The sequence below is a fragment of the Phycicoccus sp. Soil748 genome (assembly GCF_001428025.1).
In the GTDB taxonomy this organism is placed as follows: Bacteria; Actinomycetota; Actinomycetes; order Actinomycetales; family Dermatophilaceae; genus Pedococcus.
This window is the reverse complement of the sequence record NZ_LMSC01000007.1, coordinates 45323-62186: the sequence shown is the minus strand read 5'-3', so window position 1 is coordinate 62186 and position 16864 is coordinate 45323. Positions and strand designations below refer to the sequence as shown.

12 protein-coding genes are annotated in these 16864 nt (G+C 71.3%); 5 read left to right on the top strand and 7 right to left on the bottom strand.

Features of this window, described 5'->3' with window-relative positions; all coding sequences use genetic code 11:
• Positions 1 to 15: 15 nt before the first annotated feature.
• Positions 16 to 444, bottom strand: a complete 429-nt coding sequence (locus ASG70_RS07990; protein ID WP_056883330.1) for an organic hydroperoxide resistance protein — start codon at positions 442 to 444, stop codon at positions 16 to 18.
• Positions 445 to 550: 106 nt separating this feature from the next.
• On the opposite strand from ASG70_RS07990, the gene lhgO reads away from it, so the two are divergent.
• Positions 551 to 1786, top strand: a complete 1236-nt coding sequence (gene lhgO / locus ASG70_RS07985) for an L-2-hydroxyglutarate oxidase (RefSeq protein WP_056883329.1) — start codon at positions 551 to 553, stop codon at positions 1784 to 1786.
• A gap of 29 nt (positions 1787 to 1815) precedes the next feature.
• On the opposite strand, the gene glmM is transcribed toward lhgO, so the two are convergent.
• From glmM to rplM, 3 genes are all read right to left on the bottom strand, one after another.
• Positions 1816 to 3162: a phosphoglucosamine mutase gene (glmM, locus tag ASG70_RS07980; protein ID WP_056883328.1), complete on the bottom strand. Its 1347-nt coding sequence runs from the start codon at positions 3160 to 3162 to the stop codon at positions 1816 to 1818.
• Positions 3163 to 3338: 176 nt separating this feature from the next.
• The gene (rpsI, locus tag ASG70_RS07975) at positions 3339 to 3839 is read right to left on the bottom strand and encodes a 30S ribosomal protein S9 (RefSeq protein WP_056883327.1); all 501 of its coding nucleotides are present in this window, start codon (positions 3837 to 3839) and stop codon (positions 3339 to 3341) included.
• 42 nt (positions 3840 to 3881) lie between these two features.
• Positions 3882 to 4325: a 50S ribosomal protein L13 gene (gene rplM, locus ASG70_RS07970; protein ID WP_056883326.1), complete on the bottom strand. Its 444-nt coding sequence runs from the start codon at positions 4323 to 4325 to the stop codon at positions 3882 to 3884.
• A 235-nt stretch (positions 4326 to 4560) separates the two neighbouring features.
• Between rplM and ASG70_RS07965 the strand changes: the two genes are divergently transcribed.
• From ASG70_RS07965 to ASG70_RS07955, 3 genes are all read left to right on the top strand, one after another.
• Positions 4561 to 5190: a helix-turn-helix domain-containing protein gene (locus tag ASG70_RS07965; protein WP_082590331.1), complete on the top strand. Its 630-nt coding sequence runs from the start codon at positions 4561 to 4563 to the stop codon at positions 5188 to 5190.
• A complete protein-coding gene (locus ASG70_RS07960) occupies positions 5187 to 6494 on the top strand; it encodes an MFS transporter (protein ID WP_056883325.1) in 1308 nt (435 codons plus the stop codon). The genes ASG70_RS07965 and ASG70_RS07960 overlap by 4 nt, the downstream gene beginning before the upstream one ends.
• Positions 6495 to 6700: 206 nt before the next feature.
• A complete protein-coding gene (locus ASG70_RS07955) occupies positions 6701 to 7366 on the top strand; it encodes an LmeA family phospholipid-binding protein (RefSeq protein ID WP_056883324.1) in 666 nt (221 codons plus the stop codon).
• 104 nt (positions 7367 to 7470) lie between these two features.
• On the opposite strand, the gene pulA is transcribed toward ASG70_RS07955, so the two are convergent.
• On the bottom strand, positions 7471 to 13281 hold the full coding sequence (gene pulA / locus ASG70_RS07950) for a pullulanase-type alpha-1,6-glucosidase (RefSeq protein ID WP_056883323.1): 5811 nt from the start codon (positions 13279 to 13281) through the stop codon (positions 7471 to 7473).
• A 139-nt stretch (positions 13282 to 13420) separates the two neighbouring features.
• Entirely contained in the window at positions 13421 to 15103 is a 1683-nt protein-coding gene (locus ASG70_RS07945; protein WP_056884067.1) for an ABC-F family ATP-binding cassette domain-containing protein, read from the bottom strand.
• A 201-nt stretch (positions 15104 to 15304) separates the two neighbouring features.
• Here ASG70_RS07945 and ASG70_RS07940 point away from each other — a divergent pair, with 201 nt between their 5' ends.
• Positions 15305 to 16222 (top strand): hypothetical protein, encoded by a 918-nt coding sequence (locus ASG70_RS07940; RefSeq protein WP_056883322.1) that lies wholly within the window; start codon positions 15305 to 15307, stop codon positions 16220 to 16222.
• Here the strand turns inward: ASG70_RS07940 and ASG70_RS07935 are convergent.
• Positions 16212 to 16856: a TetR/AcrR family transcriptional regulator gene (locus tag ASG70_RS07935; protein WP_056883321.1), complete on the bottom strand. Its 645-nt coding sequence runs from the start codon at positions 16854 to 16856 to the stop codon at positions 16212 to 16214. The genes ASG70_RS07940 and ASG70_RS07935 overlap by 11 nt on opposite strands.
• Between the last annotated feature and the right edge of the window lie 8 nt (positions 16857 to 16864).

Below are 16864 nucleotides of genomic sequence, written 5' to 3'. Positions count from 1 at the left end.
GGGCGGCCGGGTCGCTCAGGCGCCCTTGCCGGTGATGGTGACGTCGATGTTGCCGCGGGTCGCCTTGGAGTAGGGGCAGACCTCGTGGGCAGCGTCGGCGAGCTTCTGCGCGGTCGCGTCGTCGACACCCGGGACGTCGGCAGTCAGCGCGACCGCGAGGCCGAAGCCGGTGTCGGTGCTGCCGAACTCGACGTTCGCGGTGACGGTGGAGGTGCTGACGTCGATGCCCTCCTTCTGGGCCACCGCAGCCAGGGCACCGCTGAAGCAGGCGGCGTAGCCGGACGCGAACAGCGTCTCCGGGTTGGCCTTGGGGTTGCTCGTGCTGCCGGGCTTGCCGAGCGGCAGGTCCACGACCCCGTCCTCGCTCCTGACCCGTCCCTGGCGCCCACCCTGGGCGGAGGCGGCGGTGGTGTAGAGCGTCTCGTTCACTGCTTCGAAGGGCATGGTGGTCCTGCCTGTCGGGGATGGGTACCTCTGGGGCAACCGCGGGCCCCTGGGGACCATTCCCTCGGTTTCGGTGGGTTCCACCACTTGGACCTAGGTTGGGGGCATGTCCAGGTCCCAGCGCGTCGTCGTGGTCGGCGGCGGCATCATCGGCCTGGCCGTCGCCGAGCGCCTGTGCCGCACCCGGCCCGGTACCGAGGTGACCGTGGTCGAGAAGGAGCCGGGCTGGGCCCGTCACCAGACCGGGCGCAACAGCGGCGTCATCCACTCCGGGCTCTACTACCCGCCGGGCTCGGCCAAGGCGCGCCTGTGCCGGGCGGGTGCGACGTTAATGGTCGAGTTCGCCCGCGCCGAGGGGATCCCGCACGAGGTGTGCGGCAAGCTCGTGGTGGCCACCAGGGCGGACGAGCTGCCGCGGCTCCGGCAGCTTGCCGCACGAGGTCGCGAGAACGGCCTGACAGTGACCGAGCTGGACCCTGCAGGGGCGCGCGAGCACGAGCCGCACGTCGATGCGCTCGCCGCCGTGCACGTCGCCGAGACGGGGGTCGTGGACTACGGCAGGGTCTGCGCGGCCCTCGTCCGCCGGCTGGAGGCGTACGGCGCCACGCTGCTGCTGGGCGTCGAGGTGCTCGGCACCTCGACGCCTGCTGCGCCGGCGCTCGGTACGGCGGGGATGGGCGCCCGCGGCGGCGTCACCGTCCGCACCACCCGGGGCGACCTCCCGGCCGACCTGGTCGTGGCGTGCGCGGGGCTGCACGCCGACGTGGTCGCCCGCCGGCTGGGGCACGAGCCCGACACCCGGATCGTCCCCTTCCGGGGTGAGTACCGCGTGCTCGCCCCCGCTGCCACGCACCTCGTGCGCGGGCTGGTCTACCCGGTGCCTGACCCGGACCTGCCGTTCCTCGGGGTCCACCTGACCCGGGGCATCGACGGCGAGGTGCACGCCGGGCCCAACGCTGTCCTCGCCCTCGCCCGTGAGGGCTACACCTGGGGCACGGCCTCGTGGCCCGACCTGCGGGACACCCTGGCCTTCCCCGGCTCCTGGCGGCTCGCCGCCCGCCACCTCCGGACAGGTGCGCACGAGATGGCACGGTCGCTGTCCGCACACCGGTTCGCCGACAGCCTGCGCCGACTGGTGCCGGAGCTGCGTGACGAGGACCTGCTGCCGGCCCCCGCTGGCGTCAGGGCCCAGGCCGTACGGCGCGACGGCAGCCTCGTGGACGACTTCCTGGTGAAGCGGTCAGGCCGGGTCGTGCACGTTCTCAACGCACCGTCACCGGCGGCGACGAGCGCGTTCGAGATCGCGCGGCACATCGTGGACGACCTGCTGCACGAGGGCTGACGGCGACAACCCGTCAAAGGTGCGCAACCCTAGAGGCTGAGGCGCTCCTTGACGACGTCGACCAGGCGTCCCGCGACCGCGTGGGCCTCGTCCTCCTCGGCCGCCTCGACCATGACGCGCACGACCGGCTCGGTGCCCGACTTGCGCAGCAGCACCCGGCCGGAGCCGGCGAGCGCCGCCTCCTCCTTGGCCACGGCCTCCTGCAGCTCCTCGTCGCTCTCGACCCGGGACTTGTCGACGCCCTTGACGTTGACGAGCACCTGCGGCAGGCGGCGCATGACGGCCGCCAGGTCGGCCAGGGACCGCCCGGTCGAGGCCATGCGAGCCGCCAGCATGAGCCCGGTGAGGACACCGTCGCCGGTGGTGCCGTGGTCGAGGAAGATCACGTGCCCGCTCTGCTCTCCCCCCAGGGACAGCTGGCTAGCGCGCATCTCCTCCAGCACGTAGCGGTCGCCGACGCCGGTCTGGCGCACGGTGATGCCTTCACGCTCCATGGCCTGGATGAGGCCGAGGTTGCTCATGACGGTGGCGACGAGGGTGTCCTGCGCCAGCACGCCGCGCTGCTTCATGTCGACCGCGAGGATCGCCATGATCTGGTCGCCGTCGACCTCGGTGCCGGCCGCGTCCACGGCCAGGCAGCGGTCGGCGTCCCCGTCGTGCGCGATCCCGAGGTCCGCCCCGCGGGCCAGCACGGCCGCCTTGAGGTGGTCGAGGTGGGTCGAGCCGTACCCGTCGTTGATGTTGAGGCCGTCGGGCTCCGTGCCGATCTCGTGGACCGTCGCCCCCGCGAGCCGGAACACCTCGGGTGAGACCGAGCTCGCGGCGCCGTGGGCGCCGTCGATGACGACCGAGACCCCGTCGAGCCGGTGGGGCAGCACGGCCAGCAGGTGGGAGATGTACCGCGTGTGGCCGTCGGGCATCGTCACGACGCGGCCCACGTCGGCCCCCGTCGGGCGCTCCCAGTCCTGGTCGAGCAGCGCAGCGATCTCGTCCTCGATCGCGTCGTCGAGCTTGTGCCCACCGGTCGCGAAGAACTTGATGCCGTTGTCGGGCATGGCGTTGTGCGACGCCGAGAGCATGACGCCGAAGTCGGCGTGGGTGTCGGCGGTGAGGAACGCGATGGCCGGGGTCGGCAGCACGTTCGCGTGGTAGACGTCGACGCCCGCAGAGGCGAGCCCGGCGATGACCGCGGCCGAGAGGAACTCGCCGGAGGCCCGCGGGTCGCGCCCGACGACGGCCTTGGGGCGACGACCGTGCTTGCGCGCCTCGTCGCCGAGGACGTGTGCCGCGGCGACGCTCAGCCGCAGGGCGAGCTCGGCGGTGATGTCGACGTTGGCGAGGCCGCGGACCCCGTCGGTCCCGAACAGTCGTGCCATGGAGGAAGAGCCTTTCGACGAACGGAGGTGCTCGCGGCATACCGGGATCGGCATCGGCACGCGGCAGGAGGCGTCTGGGCGAACCTACTCCCCCAGACGCCGAAGGCGGCACCCGCGTTGTGGGGTGCCGCCTTCGGGTCGATCCAGTGGGCGCCGGGTATGGCGCCCGGCCGGGATCAGCGCTTCGAGTACTGAGGCGCCTTGCGGGCCTTCTTGAGACCAGCCTTCTTGCGCTCCGGGACGCGGGCGTCGCGGGTGAGGAAGCCGGCCTTCTTGAGTGCCGGACGGTTCAGCTCCTCGTCCACGCCGTTCAGCGAGCGGGCGACGCCGAGGCGGACCGCGCCGGCCTGGCCGGAGGGGCCACCACCGTGGACGCGCACGAGCACGTCGTACGCACCGTCGAGCTCGAGCAGCGTGAGCGGCTCGTTGACGATCTGCTGGTGGACCTTGTTGGGGAAGTACTGCTCGAGCGTGCGCCCGTTGATCTTCCACTCACCGGTGCCGGGGACGATGCGCACGCGGGCGATGGCCTGCTTGCGACGACCGGTCGCGGCGCCGGGAGCCGACGCGCTGGGGCGACGGACGGCCTCGCCGGAGACGGGGCCCTCGGACTCGGAGGTGTACTCGGTGAGCTCGACCTCGTCGGTCGAGTCGATGTTCTCGGTGGTGTCAGCCACGTGATGTCCTCAATTCGCTTTCTTGCACAGGTCCTTGCGGACTTACTGCGCGACCTGTGAGATCTCGAAGGGCTTGGGCTGCTGCGCCTGGTGGGGGTGCTCGCCACCGGCGTAGACCTTGAGGTGCGTCAGCTGCTCGCGCCCCAGGGTGGTCTTCGGGAGCATGCCGCGGACGGCCTTCTCGATGGCCTTCTCGGGGCTCTTGGCGAGGAGCTCGGTGTAGGAGGTGCTCCGCAGGCCGCCCGGGAAGCCCGAGTGGCGGTAGGCCTTCTTCTGCTCGAGCTTGGCGCCGGTGAGGGCGACCTTGTCGGCGTTGACGATGATGACGAAGTCACCGCCGTCGACGTGCGGCGCGAAGGTGGTCTTGTGCTTGCCGCGCAGGAGGATCGCGGTCTGGCTCGCCAGGCGACCCAGGACGACGTCCGTGGCGTCGATGACGTGCCAGGTCCGAGTGACCTCGGCCGGCTTCGGGGTGAAAGTGCGCAATGTACTGGCCCTTTGCTTGCTGGGAAGGAACGGTGTGCCGTGGGCGCCCGAGGCGCTGGTGTGTCGCCTTGCGAGGGCGCACGGCACAACAGTGATCAAGTTTACGGGTGGCGCGACCAGCGCCCAAATCGCTCTGGGAACACCCGCGCACGCCCCCTGACCTGCGCAAACGTGACAGGGACTCCGTCGTGCCCAACTCTTGTGCAAACAGAGTGTGCACAGGTATTGTGCACGCATGGCCTCCGAGACCCCCTCCCGCTCCACCCCCCAGACGAGCGCCGGCCTGACGGGCATGCGGCTCGACGCCGCCTCCCTGAAGGTGCTGGCCCACCCCCTGCGCTCGCGGCTGCTGTCGAGGCTGCGCATCGGGGGCCCGGCCACCGCCACCGACCTCGCGGCCGCCCTCGGCACCAACTCGGGGGCCACCTCCTACCACCTGCGCAAGCTGGAGTCGGTCGGCCTGGTCAGCGACACCGGTGAGGGCGAGGGGAAGCGACGGCTGTGGCAGGCCGCCACCGAGAGCCACCAGTTCGAGCCGAGCGACTTCGTCGGCGACGAGGACTCCGAGACCGCACTCAACTGGCTGGTTCGCGACTACACGCGGCACTTCTCCGAGCAGTTCGAGCGGTGGCTCGACGTCGAAGGCACCTGGCCGACCGAGTGGCGCGACGCCGTGGGCATGAACGACTCCTTCATCGTCGCCACGGCCGCCCAGGTCGAGGAGCTCAAGGCCGAGCTCGACGAGCTCATCGCCCGCTACCGCCGCGTCGGGCAGGGCAACCCCAACGCGCGACGCCTGGCCGTCTACACCGCCACCTACCCCCTCGACCTCGACCGCGTACCGCGAGGAACGGAGCAGTCATGACCCACGCCCCCCTCACCGCCCGCCGCGCCCGCGCGGTCCTGCTCCTGCTGACGTTCACCCGCTGGTTCCCGGGCGGGCTGATCATCGGCGTGGTCACGCTGCTCGCCCTCGAGCGCCACATGAGCCTCGCCCAGATCGGCGTGATCTTCTCGATGCAGGGCTTCGTGGTGCTGGGTCTCGAGCTGCCCACCGGTGGGTTCGCCGACGCCCTCGGCCGGCGCCCGGTGCTCGTGGCCTCGGCAGTCGTGGCCCTCCTGTCGGCCCTGCTGTTCATCACCGCGCACACCTTCACCGCCTTCGTCGTGGCCATGCTGCTGCAGGGGGTCTTCCGCGCGCTCGACTCCGGGCCGCTCGAGTCCTGGTACGTCGACACCGCGCACGCCGACGACCCCACCACCAGGGTGGAGGACGCGCTCTCGCGCGCCGGGGTGGTGCTCGGCCTCGCCATCGCCTCGGGCGCGCTGCTCTCGGGTGGCCTCATCGCCTGGCACCCCGTGCGGTCGATGACCGCCCTGGAGTTCCCGTACTGGTGCGCCATCGGCTTCCTCGTGCTCCACCTGGTCGCGGTGTCCCTGCTGGTGCGCGAGCCGCGAACCCACGTCGACTCCACCGGCTTCCGGCGGGCGCTGCTGTCCGTCAGGCAGGCACCGGCTGTCGTCGTCGACGGCATCCGCACCCTGCGGACCTCGCGGGTGCTGCTGGCCCTGGTGCTGGTCGAGGTCTTCTGGTCCATCGGCATGATCGCCTTCGAGACCCTCATGCCGGTGCGCCTCGCCGAGGTCGCCGGCGGCGAGACCCGCGCAGGCGCCCTCATGGGCCCGGTGTCGGCGGCCGCGTGGGGCCTGTTCGCGGTCGGCTCCGCCGCCGCGGGGCTCACCAGCCGTCGTGTCGGCGTCGGCTGGACGGCCCTCGTGGCGCGGGTGCTCAACGGCGGCTTCGTCGTCGTCATGGGGCTCATGGCCGGCCCGGTCGGGCTCGTCACCGCGTTCCTCATCACCTACGCGCTGCACGGCTCGGGCGGCCCGGTGCACAGCACCCTGCTCCACCGGCAGGCGCAGCCACGCAACCGCACCACGGTGCTCTCGATGAACTCCATGGTCGCCGGTGGGTGCTACAGCCTCGGCCTGCTCGTCCTCGGTCCCCTCGCCGAGCACGCCGGCACCACCACGGCCATCATCGCGGCCGGTGCGTTCAGCATCCTCGGCGCGGCGCTCTACCTCCCGGCCATCCGGCAGGAACGCACCAGCACCGACCCCACTGCCGAAGACACCGCCGAACCCACCCCCGCCACCACTCCCGCCTGACCCCTCCTCCCCCTGAGAGCCCGAGAGCCCGAGGGCCCGGGAGCCCGAGGGCCCGGGAGCCCGGGAGCCCAAGACGACGGACCGGCCAAGCGATCTTCGACGGGCACGTGAGGGCAGGCAGGCGGCCCTCGGCGGGCACGTGAGGGCGGGGCGAGGCCGTCGCCGACGTCGAGGCAGCAGGTCGCGCGAGCACCCAGACTGGGCGCATGCGCGCCTTCCTCGCCGGAGTCCTGGCCACCCTCGTGGCCCTGGCCGTCACCGCCGTCCTCGTGGTCGCCTCGCTGCCGGTGGCCGACGCGGCGCCTTCCACGCGCGCCCCTGCGACGCCGTCCACTCCCCCGGCCGTCCCTGCACCCGCATCGGTCGCCAAGGGCGAGACGTGGCTGGCTGACGTCGACCTGTCCAGCAGCCGCGTGCTGACGTCGGACGGTCCCATGACCGACGTCACCGCCCGCGGCGCCGGCGTCCGCCTGACGACCGACGGCCTGCGTGCGCAACGGCTCGACCTCGACGCGGTCTTCCCCTTCGCCACGGTCGCCCGGCAGATCGGCAACAACGTCGAGCTCTACGACGCGGGCGGCGGTCGCGTCGGCGTGCGGCGGACCGAGACGGTCCTGGGCCGACGGCTCGCCGTCCGCGCCACCGCCACGGTCACCGCCGGCAACGGCCAGCTCGTCATCGTCCCCGCAAGCGTCGACCTCGGCGGTCCCGAACTGCTCGACTCCGCCCTGTCGACCGCGGCGCGCAAGCTCGTGACGATCCGCCACACGGTGACCGGACTACCTGCAGGAGTGCGGCTGACGGGGGTGAAGGTCGAGCAGGACGGGTTCCGCGCGACCCTCACCGGCAGCGACGTGGTCCTCACGCAGTAGGAACCAGGAACGCCGAGGTGGTGGCAGACCGTCTCCTTCCCCTCGGGAAAGGACGGTCTGCCACCACCTCGAGACGTGCCGGGCACTGGGCCGAGTGAGCCCGGTCAGTGCTGCACGAACACCGCCACCGTGCGTGCCGGCACCGTCGCCGAACCGGACGCCGCGTCCCACGTCGAGGCCTTCACGACCGTGTCGGCGCCACTGGCCTGCACCGGCGAGAGCGACAGGCTCGAACCGGCCAGGCCGGGCACCTTCTGCGTGACGGCGTCGGGCGAGGCGTTGATGACGACCACCAGGCCCTTGAGGGCAGGGTCGGCGTCGGTGCCGACCGTGTCGTCGATGCGCATCGCGATGACGCCGGCGTGCGAGTCTGCGGTGCCGCTGGCGGGGTAGCTGACCTTGGCGTTGATCGCACTCGCCGAACCCAGCCGGAACAGCGGCGTGGAGAACCGCAGTCGCAGCAGCTCCTGCGCCTGCGCCGTCGCGGACTGCACCTCGTTCGCCGACGGCTTGAAGGCGGAGTCTGCCAGCAGCGGCTTCATGTACGGCCACTTCGCCTCGTTGTCGCCCTTGAGCGGCAGCCCGTGCCCGAAGCCGTTGTCGGCCCCGGTCCAGTCGAGGGTGTTGAACCAGTCACCGCTGTCGTAGCTGTTGCGGTCGAGCGACTTGCTCCGCAGCAGGTCGGCGCCCGCGTGCCAGAACGACGGCGTCTGGGCTAGTGCCGTGGTCGCCAGCGAGATCGAGTTCATCCGCACGCGGTCGGCCATCGAGGTGGCCTGCGGCAGCTTGAACGCCAGGCTGTCGAACAGGGTCTCGTTGTCGTGCGCGTCGACGTAGCTGATGACCTCGTCGGGCTGGTCGGCGTAGCCGGCCGGGGCCCCGTTGTAGTCGACGTCCTTGCCCTGGGCGACCTGGCCGTTCTCGTTGAGCCGCATGGAGAACGTGCGCAGGTTGCCCGCCATCCCGAGCTGGACGAGGTCGGTGTCGTGCTTCAACCGCGTTGCGGCTGAAGGGTTTGCGGCGCTGTCACCGTTGGGGTCGGTGGCCTCGCCGCTGCCGAACCCCTGCGTGCGGGGGTCGTCGTCGAAGGGGCCACCGCCGCGGACGGCGTCACGGAGGCGGTCGGAGAACGTGCCGATGCCGGTGCCGCCGAGCTGGCCCTGGGTGGCCTGCTCGAAGCGGGCGTTGTTCGCCACCTCGCCGAAGTTCCAGCCCTCGCCGTAGAGATAGACCCTCTTCCCGTCGACCCCGTCCTTCGCGAGGGTCAGGGCGTCGAGCGCCGAACGCACCGCGAGCATGTTGGCCTTGCTGTGGTGGCCCATGAGGTCGAACCGGAAGCCGTCGACCTTGTACTGCTTGGCCCAGAGCACGACCGCGTCGACCATGGCCTTCTGCGCCATGGCGTGCTCGGTGGCGACGTTCTGGCAGCAGGTCGAGGTCTCCACCGCGCCGGAGGCGTTGAGGCGCTGGTAGTAGCCGGGGACGACCTTGTCGAGGACGCTGGTCGAGGCCTGCCCCGAGGTCGGGGTGTGGTTGAAGACCTGGTCGAGGACGACCCGGAGCCCGTCCTGGTGCAGCGCACCGACCATGGTGCGGAACTCCGCGACACGGGCACCGCCGTCGGCCTTGGCCGGCGTGGAGGCGTAGGAACCCTCCGGCGCCATCCAGTGCCACGGGTCGTAGCCCCAGTTGAAGGCGTCCCCGGAGCGGGTCGGCTCGATGCACGCCTGCTGCTGCTCGCTGTCGGGCGCGTAGGTCTTCAGGTCGCAGGCGGGCTTGACCTGCTTGGCCGGGTCCTCCTCGATCGAGGCGATGTCGAAGGTCGGCAGCAGGTGCACCGTGTTGAGCCCGGCAGCTGCGAGCGCCTTGAGGTGCTTGGTCCCGTTGCCGTTCTCCGCGAACGCCAGGTAGGAGCCGCGGTTCTCCCCGCTCACCGTCGGGTCGCCGACGGAGAAGTCACGCACGTGCAGCTCGTAGATCGTCGAGTCGACGTCCTGCTTGAGGGCGGGAGCCTTCGTCGTCGACCAGAGCGAGGGCCGGTAGGCCGCCTCGCCCAGGTCCACGGCAACTGACCTGGTCGAGTTCAGTGTCAGGGCAACGGAGTACGGGTCGGTGACCTGGGTGGTCTCCACCTTCCCGGTCGTGGGCACCCACACCGTGACCTCGTAGAGGTAGCGCGAGTTGCGCGTGCCCGCCGTCGCCGACCACGAGCCGTCGTCGGCCCGCTTCATCGCCGTGCGGGTCGCGGCGCTCGTCGGGGCGTCGGCCGCGGAGCCGGGCTCCCAGGTGAGCACGTTGACCTTCTGGGCGGTGGGCGCCCAGAGGCGGTAGGACGGCTTCGTCCCGGCGAAGCTGACGCCGTACGCGCGCTTGGCCGCCGCGGCGGCGTACACGTCGTCGAGCACGTAGGCGGTCTGCACACCCGTGGCGTCGAGCAGCCGGTTCAGGGAGTCGTACATGCCCACCGCCACCTGGCCCTCGAGGATGTCCGGCACCTGCGCGGCGGTGGCGCGGTCGAGCCGCAGGGCGAGGTAGCCCTTGAGCTCCGGGTGCGCGGCGACGACGCCGGCGGGCAGCCCCTTCGTGTCGTAGCGCAGCGCTGCGGACGAGCCACCGGTGATGTCCTCGGCGTCGACCGTCAGGCCGCCGGTGCGCGACCAGGCCAGGCGCCACTTCAGCAGCGCCGGGTTGGCGCCGTCCGGGACCATCGCGGCCGGCCACGCGACCGTGTCGCGGTTGACCCAGATGGCACGCTGCTTGGTCAGGTCGGGGGCCGAGCCTGCCCTGGCCACCTTGGTCGTGGTCTCGTGGGTCGCGAGGTCGTAGGAGATGGAGGTGACCATGCCGTCGGCCGGCACCGTGACGGAGATGTTGGCGCCGCCCGGCGCACCGCCCGCACCGTAGTTCTCGTCCCAGGTCAGGCCGTGGGCCACCTTGAACTCGTAGGTGCCGGCAGGGAGCTGGTCGCTGGACCAGGTGTAGGTGCCGTCACCGTCGGGGTCCTGCAGCCACGGCTTCATGCAGTCAGGACTCCAGTCGGCGGGGCAGCCCAGCTCGGACTGGAACGAGCCGGGAGCGGTGATGATGTCGCCCTCGGCGTCACTGGTCACCCAGTGCGTCGAGTGGTCGTAGTAGAAGCTGACCTGACCCGAGGCGGGCACGGTGTAGCTGATGTTGTCGCCGTTGGACCGTCCCCCAGCCCCGTAGTTCTCGTCCCACTTCTTGTCGATCGCGGCCTTGTAGGCGTGCGGTGCCACCGGGAGGGTGTAGCTGCCCTTCCAGACCTGGTCCTTGGGGTCCAGGGTCAGCTGCGCCTGCGGGCAGGCAGGGTCCCAGTCGCCGCCGCAGCCCATCTCGCTGTTGTGGTCGCCGGGGACGCTGACGCTGTCGGGCTGGGTCACCGGACCCACGCCGCCACCGTCGCCGCCGCCGCTGGCCTTGGGGCCGCCGACGATGCCGTACGACGAGGAGGCCGACAGGTGCCCCGCGCTGTCCTTGGCGACGGCGCGGTACTCCAGCAGGGTCCCCTTGGCGAAGCCCGTCACGTCGTGGAAGACGCGGTAGGGGGCGTTGTCGTCGGTCCCCAGCCGCTTCCAGCCGGTGGTGCCGACAGGGCGGTAGAGGAAGCTCACCTGGGCGAAGGTGTTGGCCGGGATGGCTGCGCCGATCTCGGCGCGACCGCCGACGACGTCGCCGGCACCGGGCGAGGTGAGGTAGACCGGGGGCGCCGACTTCGGCTTGTCCATCGGCGAGGTCGCCTTCCAGACGGAGACCGACTGGGCCGGGACGCTCACGCTCACGCGGCCGTCCTTGCCCGAGCGCACCGCACCGCTCGCGCCGTACACGGGCGTGAAGGTCTGGTTGTGGCCGTAGGTCGCGAAGGTCGCCGACGAGGTCGTCGTCGCGTTGTTCGCGGCCACGACGTACTCGACCCGCTTGCCCTGGTCGATGCGGGAGAACGCGTAGATGCCGGCGTTGTTGCTGGCGTAGCGGTGCACCTGGGCGCCGTCGGCCAGCGCCGGGTTGGCCGCGCGGACCGCCGCGAGCCCCTTGATGTGCTGGTAGAGCGGCGCGCTCGTGGAGTAGCGGTCCTGTGACCCGGCGGTGCCGCCGAGGACGGGCTGCGAGGCGTAACCCTTGTCGACCGAGCCGTCCGGCTTGGTCCGGTCCTCGACCTTGGTCGCGAACATGTCCTGCCGCGCGTCCTTGTCACCGCCGTAGCCGACGAAGCCCTGCTCGTCGCCGTAGTAGGTGATGGGTTGCCCGCGGGTGAGGTACATGAGGGAGTCCGCGAGCTCGACCCGCGCCATCAGCGCCGGGCCGACCGGGTCCTTGCCCTGCAGGAGGAAGCCGACGCGACCCATGTCGTGGTTGCCGAGGAACGTCGGCAGCTCGTAGGCGTTGGAGTCGGTGTCGGTGTAGTAGTCGTCGTCGGCGTAGAGGTCACGCAGGTCGGTGCCCGCCTTGCCCTGCGCCCAGCTGGTGGCCTGCGCCTGGAACCCGAAGTCGAGCGTCGCCGGCAGCTTGCCGGTCGTCGTGTACTGCGACATGTATAACGGGCGCGCGTCGTAGACCTCGCCGAACATGAAGAAGTCGTCGTTGCCGTCCTTGCGCGCCTGCTCCAGCATCGCGGGGCTGAAGGACTGCCAGAACTCCATGTTGACGTGCTTGACCGTGTCGATGCGGAAGCCGTCGACACCGAAGTCGACCCACGACTTGTAGATGTCCTCCATGCCCTGCTGGACGTTCAGCTTCTCGGTGAACAGGTCGTCGAGGCCGACGAAGTCGCCGTACTCCGCGGACTCGCCGGCGAAGGTCGAGTCACCCCGGTTGTGGTAGTTGGTGGGGTCGTTGAGCCAGGCCGGGACCTTGGCCGTCGCGTCGCCGGGGTTGGTGAAGACCGGGGTGTAGGGGAAGGAGGTGGCGGGGTCCATGGCCGGGAAGCCGGGCTTGCCCGCGTACTGCTTGTCGTCGAAGACCGTGCCGTCCGCGTCCTTGTAGGGGAAGGCCGTCTTGTCGCGGTAGGTGTACTGCTGCTCCTGGTAGTTGATGACGTCCGCGGTGTGGTTGGTGATGATGTCGAAGAAGACCTTCATCCCCTTCGCGTGCGCCGCGGCGATGAGTGCCTTGAGGTCGGCGTTGGTGCCGAGGTGCGGGTCGACCTGGGTGAAGTCGGTGATCCAGTAGCCGTGGTAGCCGGCACTTTCGCTGCCCGGGGTGCCCTGCACGGGCTTGTTCTTGAAGGACGGCGTCAGCCAGATCGCCGTCGTGCCGAGCCCCTTGATGTAGTCGAGCTTGCCCTGGATCCCCTTGAGGTCACCACCGTGGTAGAAGCCCTTGTCGGTGGGGTCGTAGCCGGTCTTGAGCCGGTCGCCCGACAGCCCGCCGAGGTCGTTGGCCTTGTCACCGTTGGCGAAGCGGTCCGCCATGACGAAGTAGTAGCGCTCCTTGGTGAGCGGCTGGCGCAGCGAGTCGCCGGCATACGCCTGGTCGGCCCGGGTGGCCGGACCCGACAGCCGGACCGGGCGCACGCCGATCTGGTGCGACGTGTCGTCATAGGTGAACTCGAGCTTCGCGGGGCCCTTGAGGACCAGCGGCAGGTTGGCGCCACCCTTGGTCCCGCCGGCGCCGTAGCTCTCGTCCCAGCTGTGGTCGATGGCGACCTTGTACTCGTAGGTCCCCGCCGGGACGGTCACCGCCTTGGCGTACGTCGTGGTGCCGGCCACCTGCGCGAGGTCGGTCGCGGTGCACGTCTCGTCCCAGTCCTTGCCGCAGCCGAGCTCGGACTGCAGGGAGCCGACGAGGGTCACCGTTCGCTGCGCGGCGTGGGCCGGCAGCGCGCTGAGCGGGACCAGCAGTCCCGAGACGACGAGGGCCGCCCCGCTGAGGGCGGCGACCAGGGGCCTGCGGGCCATGACAGCTCCTTTGCTGCGGAAGGTGGCCCACCTGCCAGAGGACCGCGGGCCACCCTAGGGCGCGGCGCCGACACCCCGCCAGAGGGCCTGTGCAAGTTTCTGCAAGAAATTGCACTCTCTTGACCTGCGGGAACCACCCTCAGCGGGCGCGGGCCACCCGCCCCTCGTCCCAGACCGGCTCGTTGCTCTCGTAGACCCGTCCGTCCGCGCCGAACACGAGGAACCGGTCGAAGCCGCGCGAGAACCACCGGTCGTGGGTGACGGCGATGACCGTCCCCTCGAACGCCGCCAGCCCCTCCTCCAGCGCCTCCGCGGAGTGCAGGTCGAGGTTGTCGGTGGGCTCGTCGAGCAGCAGGCACGTCGCGCCGGACAGCTCGAGCAGCAGGATCTGGAACCGCGCCTGCTGCCCACCCGAGAGCGAGTCGAACGTCTGCTCGCTCGCCCGTGCCAGGCCGTAGCGGTCCAGCGCCCGGGCGGCCTCCTCGCGGGCCTTGCCGGCCCGGTGCTCGTCGCCGCGGTGCAGGATCTCCAGGAGCGTGCGCCCGGTCAGCGACGGCTGCTCGTGGGTCTGGGCGAACCACCCGGGGCGCACGCGCGACCCCAGCCGCAGCCGACCGGCGTGCGCCACGGGCTTCGGCACGAAGTCCCCCACGGGCCGGTGCTCGGCATCGGGGTCGCTGCCACCGCCGGCGACCAGGCGCAGGAAGTGCGACTTGCCGGAGCCGTTGCTGCCCAGCACGGCGACGCGCTCCCCGAACCACACCTCGAGGTCGAACGGCCGCATGAGGCCGGTGAGCTCGAGGCCCTCGGCGATGACGGCGCGCTTGGCGGTGCGCCCGCCCTGCAACCGCATGCGGACGTTCTGCCGCAACGGGATCGCCTCGGGCGGACCCGCCTCGACGAACCGCCGCAGCCGGGTCTCGGCAGCCTGCAGCTTGGGGGCCATGTCGGAGTTGTAGGACGCCTTCTGCCGGTACATCACGACGAGCGCCTTGAGCTTGACGTGCTCCTCGTCCCAGCGCCGGCCCAGCTCCTCCAGCTTGGAGTTCCGGTCCTCGCGCGCCTGCTGGTAGGTCGCGAAGCGGCCCGGGTGCACCCACAGGCTCGAGCCGGAGCCCCCCGGCTCGAGGGTGGCGATCCTGGTGGCGACGCGGTCGAGCAGCTCGCGGTCGTGGCTGACGAACAGCACCGTCTTGGGCGAGGCGATCAGCTGGTCCTCGAGCCAGCGCTTGGCGGGCACGTCGAGGTAGTTGTCGGGCTCGTCGAGCAGCAGCACCTCCTCGGGTCCGCGGAGCAGAGCCTCGAGGACGACCCGCTTCTGCTCGCCACCCGAGAGCGTCGTGACCTTGCGCCACTGGGCCTTCTCGAACGGCATGCCGAGCGCGGCGACCGTGCAGACGTCCCAGAGGATCTCGTAGTCGTAGCCACCGACGTCGCCCCACGTCACCAGGGCCTGGGCGTAGGCCATCTGGTCGTCCTGGCTGTCGCGCTCCATCATCGCCAGCTCGGTGCGGTCGATCTCGGCGGCAGCGGCCCGCACGGCCGCCGGGGCGACCGAGACGAGCAGGTCGCGCACGGTGGACTCGTCGCGCAGCTGGCCCACGAACTGGCGCATCACGCCGAGCCCACCCGAGCGCGTCACCGCGCCGTCCTGGGGCACGAGGTCACCGGCGATGATCCGGCCCAGCGTCGTCTTCCCGGTGCCGTTGGGGCCGATGAGCGCGACCTTGGCGCCCTCCCCCACCCGCAGCGAGACCCCGCCGAGCAGCGGCCTGCCGTCGGGCAGGACGAAGGTGACGGAGTTGACGTCGATGTGGCCCACGGGTCCAGCCTGCTGCACGGGGCGCCCGTCCGTCACCTTCATATCGCGCGGACGCACGCCTTCCCGCCCGGGCACCCGCACGCCGGTCGCCCGAGTCCTGCCTGGACGAACGGTGGAGGCGACCGTAAAGCCTTGGCCAAGTTGGCGAGGGGCACCGGTGCGGCCGTCGGAGCATGGAGCGGTCGTCGAAAGGAACCTCCCGTGACCCCCCGCACCGCCCACCCGCTGCGCCTCGTGGCTATCGTCGCCCTCGTGGCCATCCTGGGCGCCGTGGGCGTCACCGCCGCAGGGGCCGCGCCGGTGCGGTCGACGACCGCGGCGGTGGCCACCTCGTCGCGCGCCGACCGCCCGGCTGCACCCCGCGCCATGTGGGTGTGGGACACCTCCGACCCCGAGTCCGTCGTCGCCCTCGCCACCACTCGGGGCATCGGCCAGCTGTACGCCGCCGTGCCCCCCAACGTGGGCACCTCACCGCAGCTCGCACAGCTGCGCCGGCTCGTGGAGCTGGCCGACGAGGCGGGCCTGCGCGTCGACGCCCTGGGCGGCGACCCCGGCTGGGTCGACAACCCCACCTGGGTGGTCAACAGCTGGCTCAAGCCCGCGCTCGCGACCGGCCTGTTCACCGGCGTGCACGTCGACATCGAGCCCTACACGACCGCTGCCTGGACGACGAACCGCAAGGCCGTCGTCAAGCGCTACCTCTCCACCCTCGACACGCTGCGCACGGCCGCGGGGACGGCGCCGATCGAGGCCGACATCCCCTTCTGGTACGACGAGATCGCTGCGAACGGCTCGACCCTCGACCGCGAGACCATACGGCGCACGACCGCCGTGACGGTGATGGCCTACCGCAACCTCGCCGACGGGGTCGACGGCTCGATCGCCCTGTCCGCCAACGAGATCCAAGCAGGCGCCGACCTGGGCCGCCAGGTGCGGATCGGCCAGGAGACCACCTTCCTGGGCACCGACCCGACCGAGGTGAAGCAGACCTTCTTCGGCCAGGGCTTGACCCAGATGGAGTCCCAGCTCAGCCGCATCACCGCCGCCTACGCGGGTTCCCCCTCGTTCGCCGGCCTCGCGGTGCACGACGCGGCGGGATACGCGGCCGTCACGGACTGAGCAGGACCCGGCACCACAGGTCCTCGAGCAGCTCCGACCAGCGCGTGGCCGACCACCCACGAGACTGCATCGCCAGCCAGTGGCCGGGAGCGTTGGTCGACCACACGATGTCGGCGACGTCCCGGTCGCTGAGGTCGTCGCGCAGCTCGCCGGTGGCCCGCAGGTCGCGGGCGAACAGGAGCATGTTGGCCGCCCGGCGGTCCATCACCGCCTGGTGGGCGCGGGCCGAGGCGTGGTCGGTCTCGCCCGCGCGTCGCAGCGCCTCGAGCAGCGGCGCCGTCCTCGGGACGAGGGTGCGCAGGGCCCCGGCATAGACCGCGATCTTCTCGCGTGCGGTCTCCGCGGCCCGCACCGCGACCACGTAGTCACGCTCCTCGGCGGGGACGGGCTCGTCGGACGACCCCAGGACCATGTCCACCACCGCGACCGCGAGCTCGGGCTTGCGTCCCACGCCGGCATAGACCGTGTCGACGGACACGCCTGCAGCCGCGGCGACCTGCGCCACCGACGTGCGCTCGTAACCCTGCTCGACGAAGAGGGTCCGCGCCGCGGCGAGCACCGAGCGGCGCGTCTGCCGGGCCTTCTCCGCCCGGACGGTCGAGCGGTAGGCGCGGGTCTTGACGGTGTCGGGCACGCCACCTA

Bases quoted from the DNA above. Each gene is read 5' to 3' on its own strand.
- ASG70_RS07990 (WP_056883330.1), bottom strand. From the start codon at position 444: ATGCCCTTCGAAGCAGTGAACGAGACGCTCTACACCACCGCCGCCTCC.
- lhgO (WP_056883329.1), top strand. From the start codon at position 551: ATGTCCAGGTCCCAGCGCGTCGTCGTGGTCGGCGGCGGCATCATCGGC.
- glmM (WP_056883328.1), bottom strand. From the start codon at position 3,162: ATGGCACGACTGTTCGGGACCGACGGGGTCCGCGGCCTCGCCAACGTC.
- ASG70_RS07965 (WP_082590331.1), top strand. From the start codon at position 4,561: ATGGCCTCCGAGACCCCCTCCCGCTCCACCCCCCAGACGAGCGCCGGC.
- ASG70_RS07960 (WP_056883325.1), top strand. From the start codon at position 5,187: ATGACCCACGCCCCCCTCACCGCCCGCCGCGCCCGCGCGGTCCTGCTC.
- ASG70_RS07955 (WP_056883324.1), top strand. From the start codon at position 6,701: ATGCGCGCCTTCCTCGCCGGAGTCCTGGCCACCCTCGTGGCCCTGGCC.
- pulA (WP_056883323.1), bottom strand. From the start codon at position 13,281: ATGGCCCGCAGGCCCCTGGTCGCCGCCCTCAGCGGGGCGGCCCTCGTC.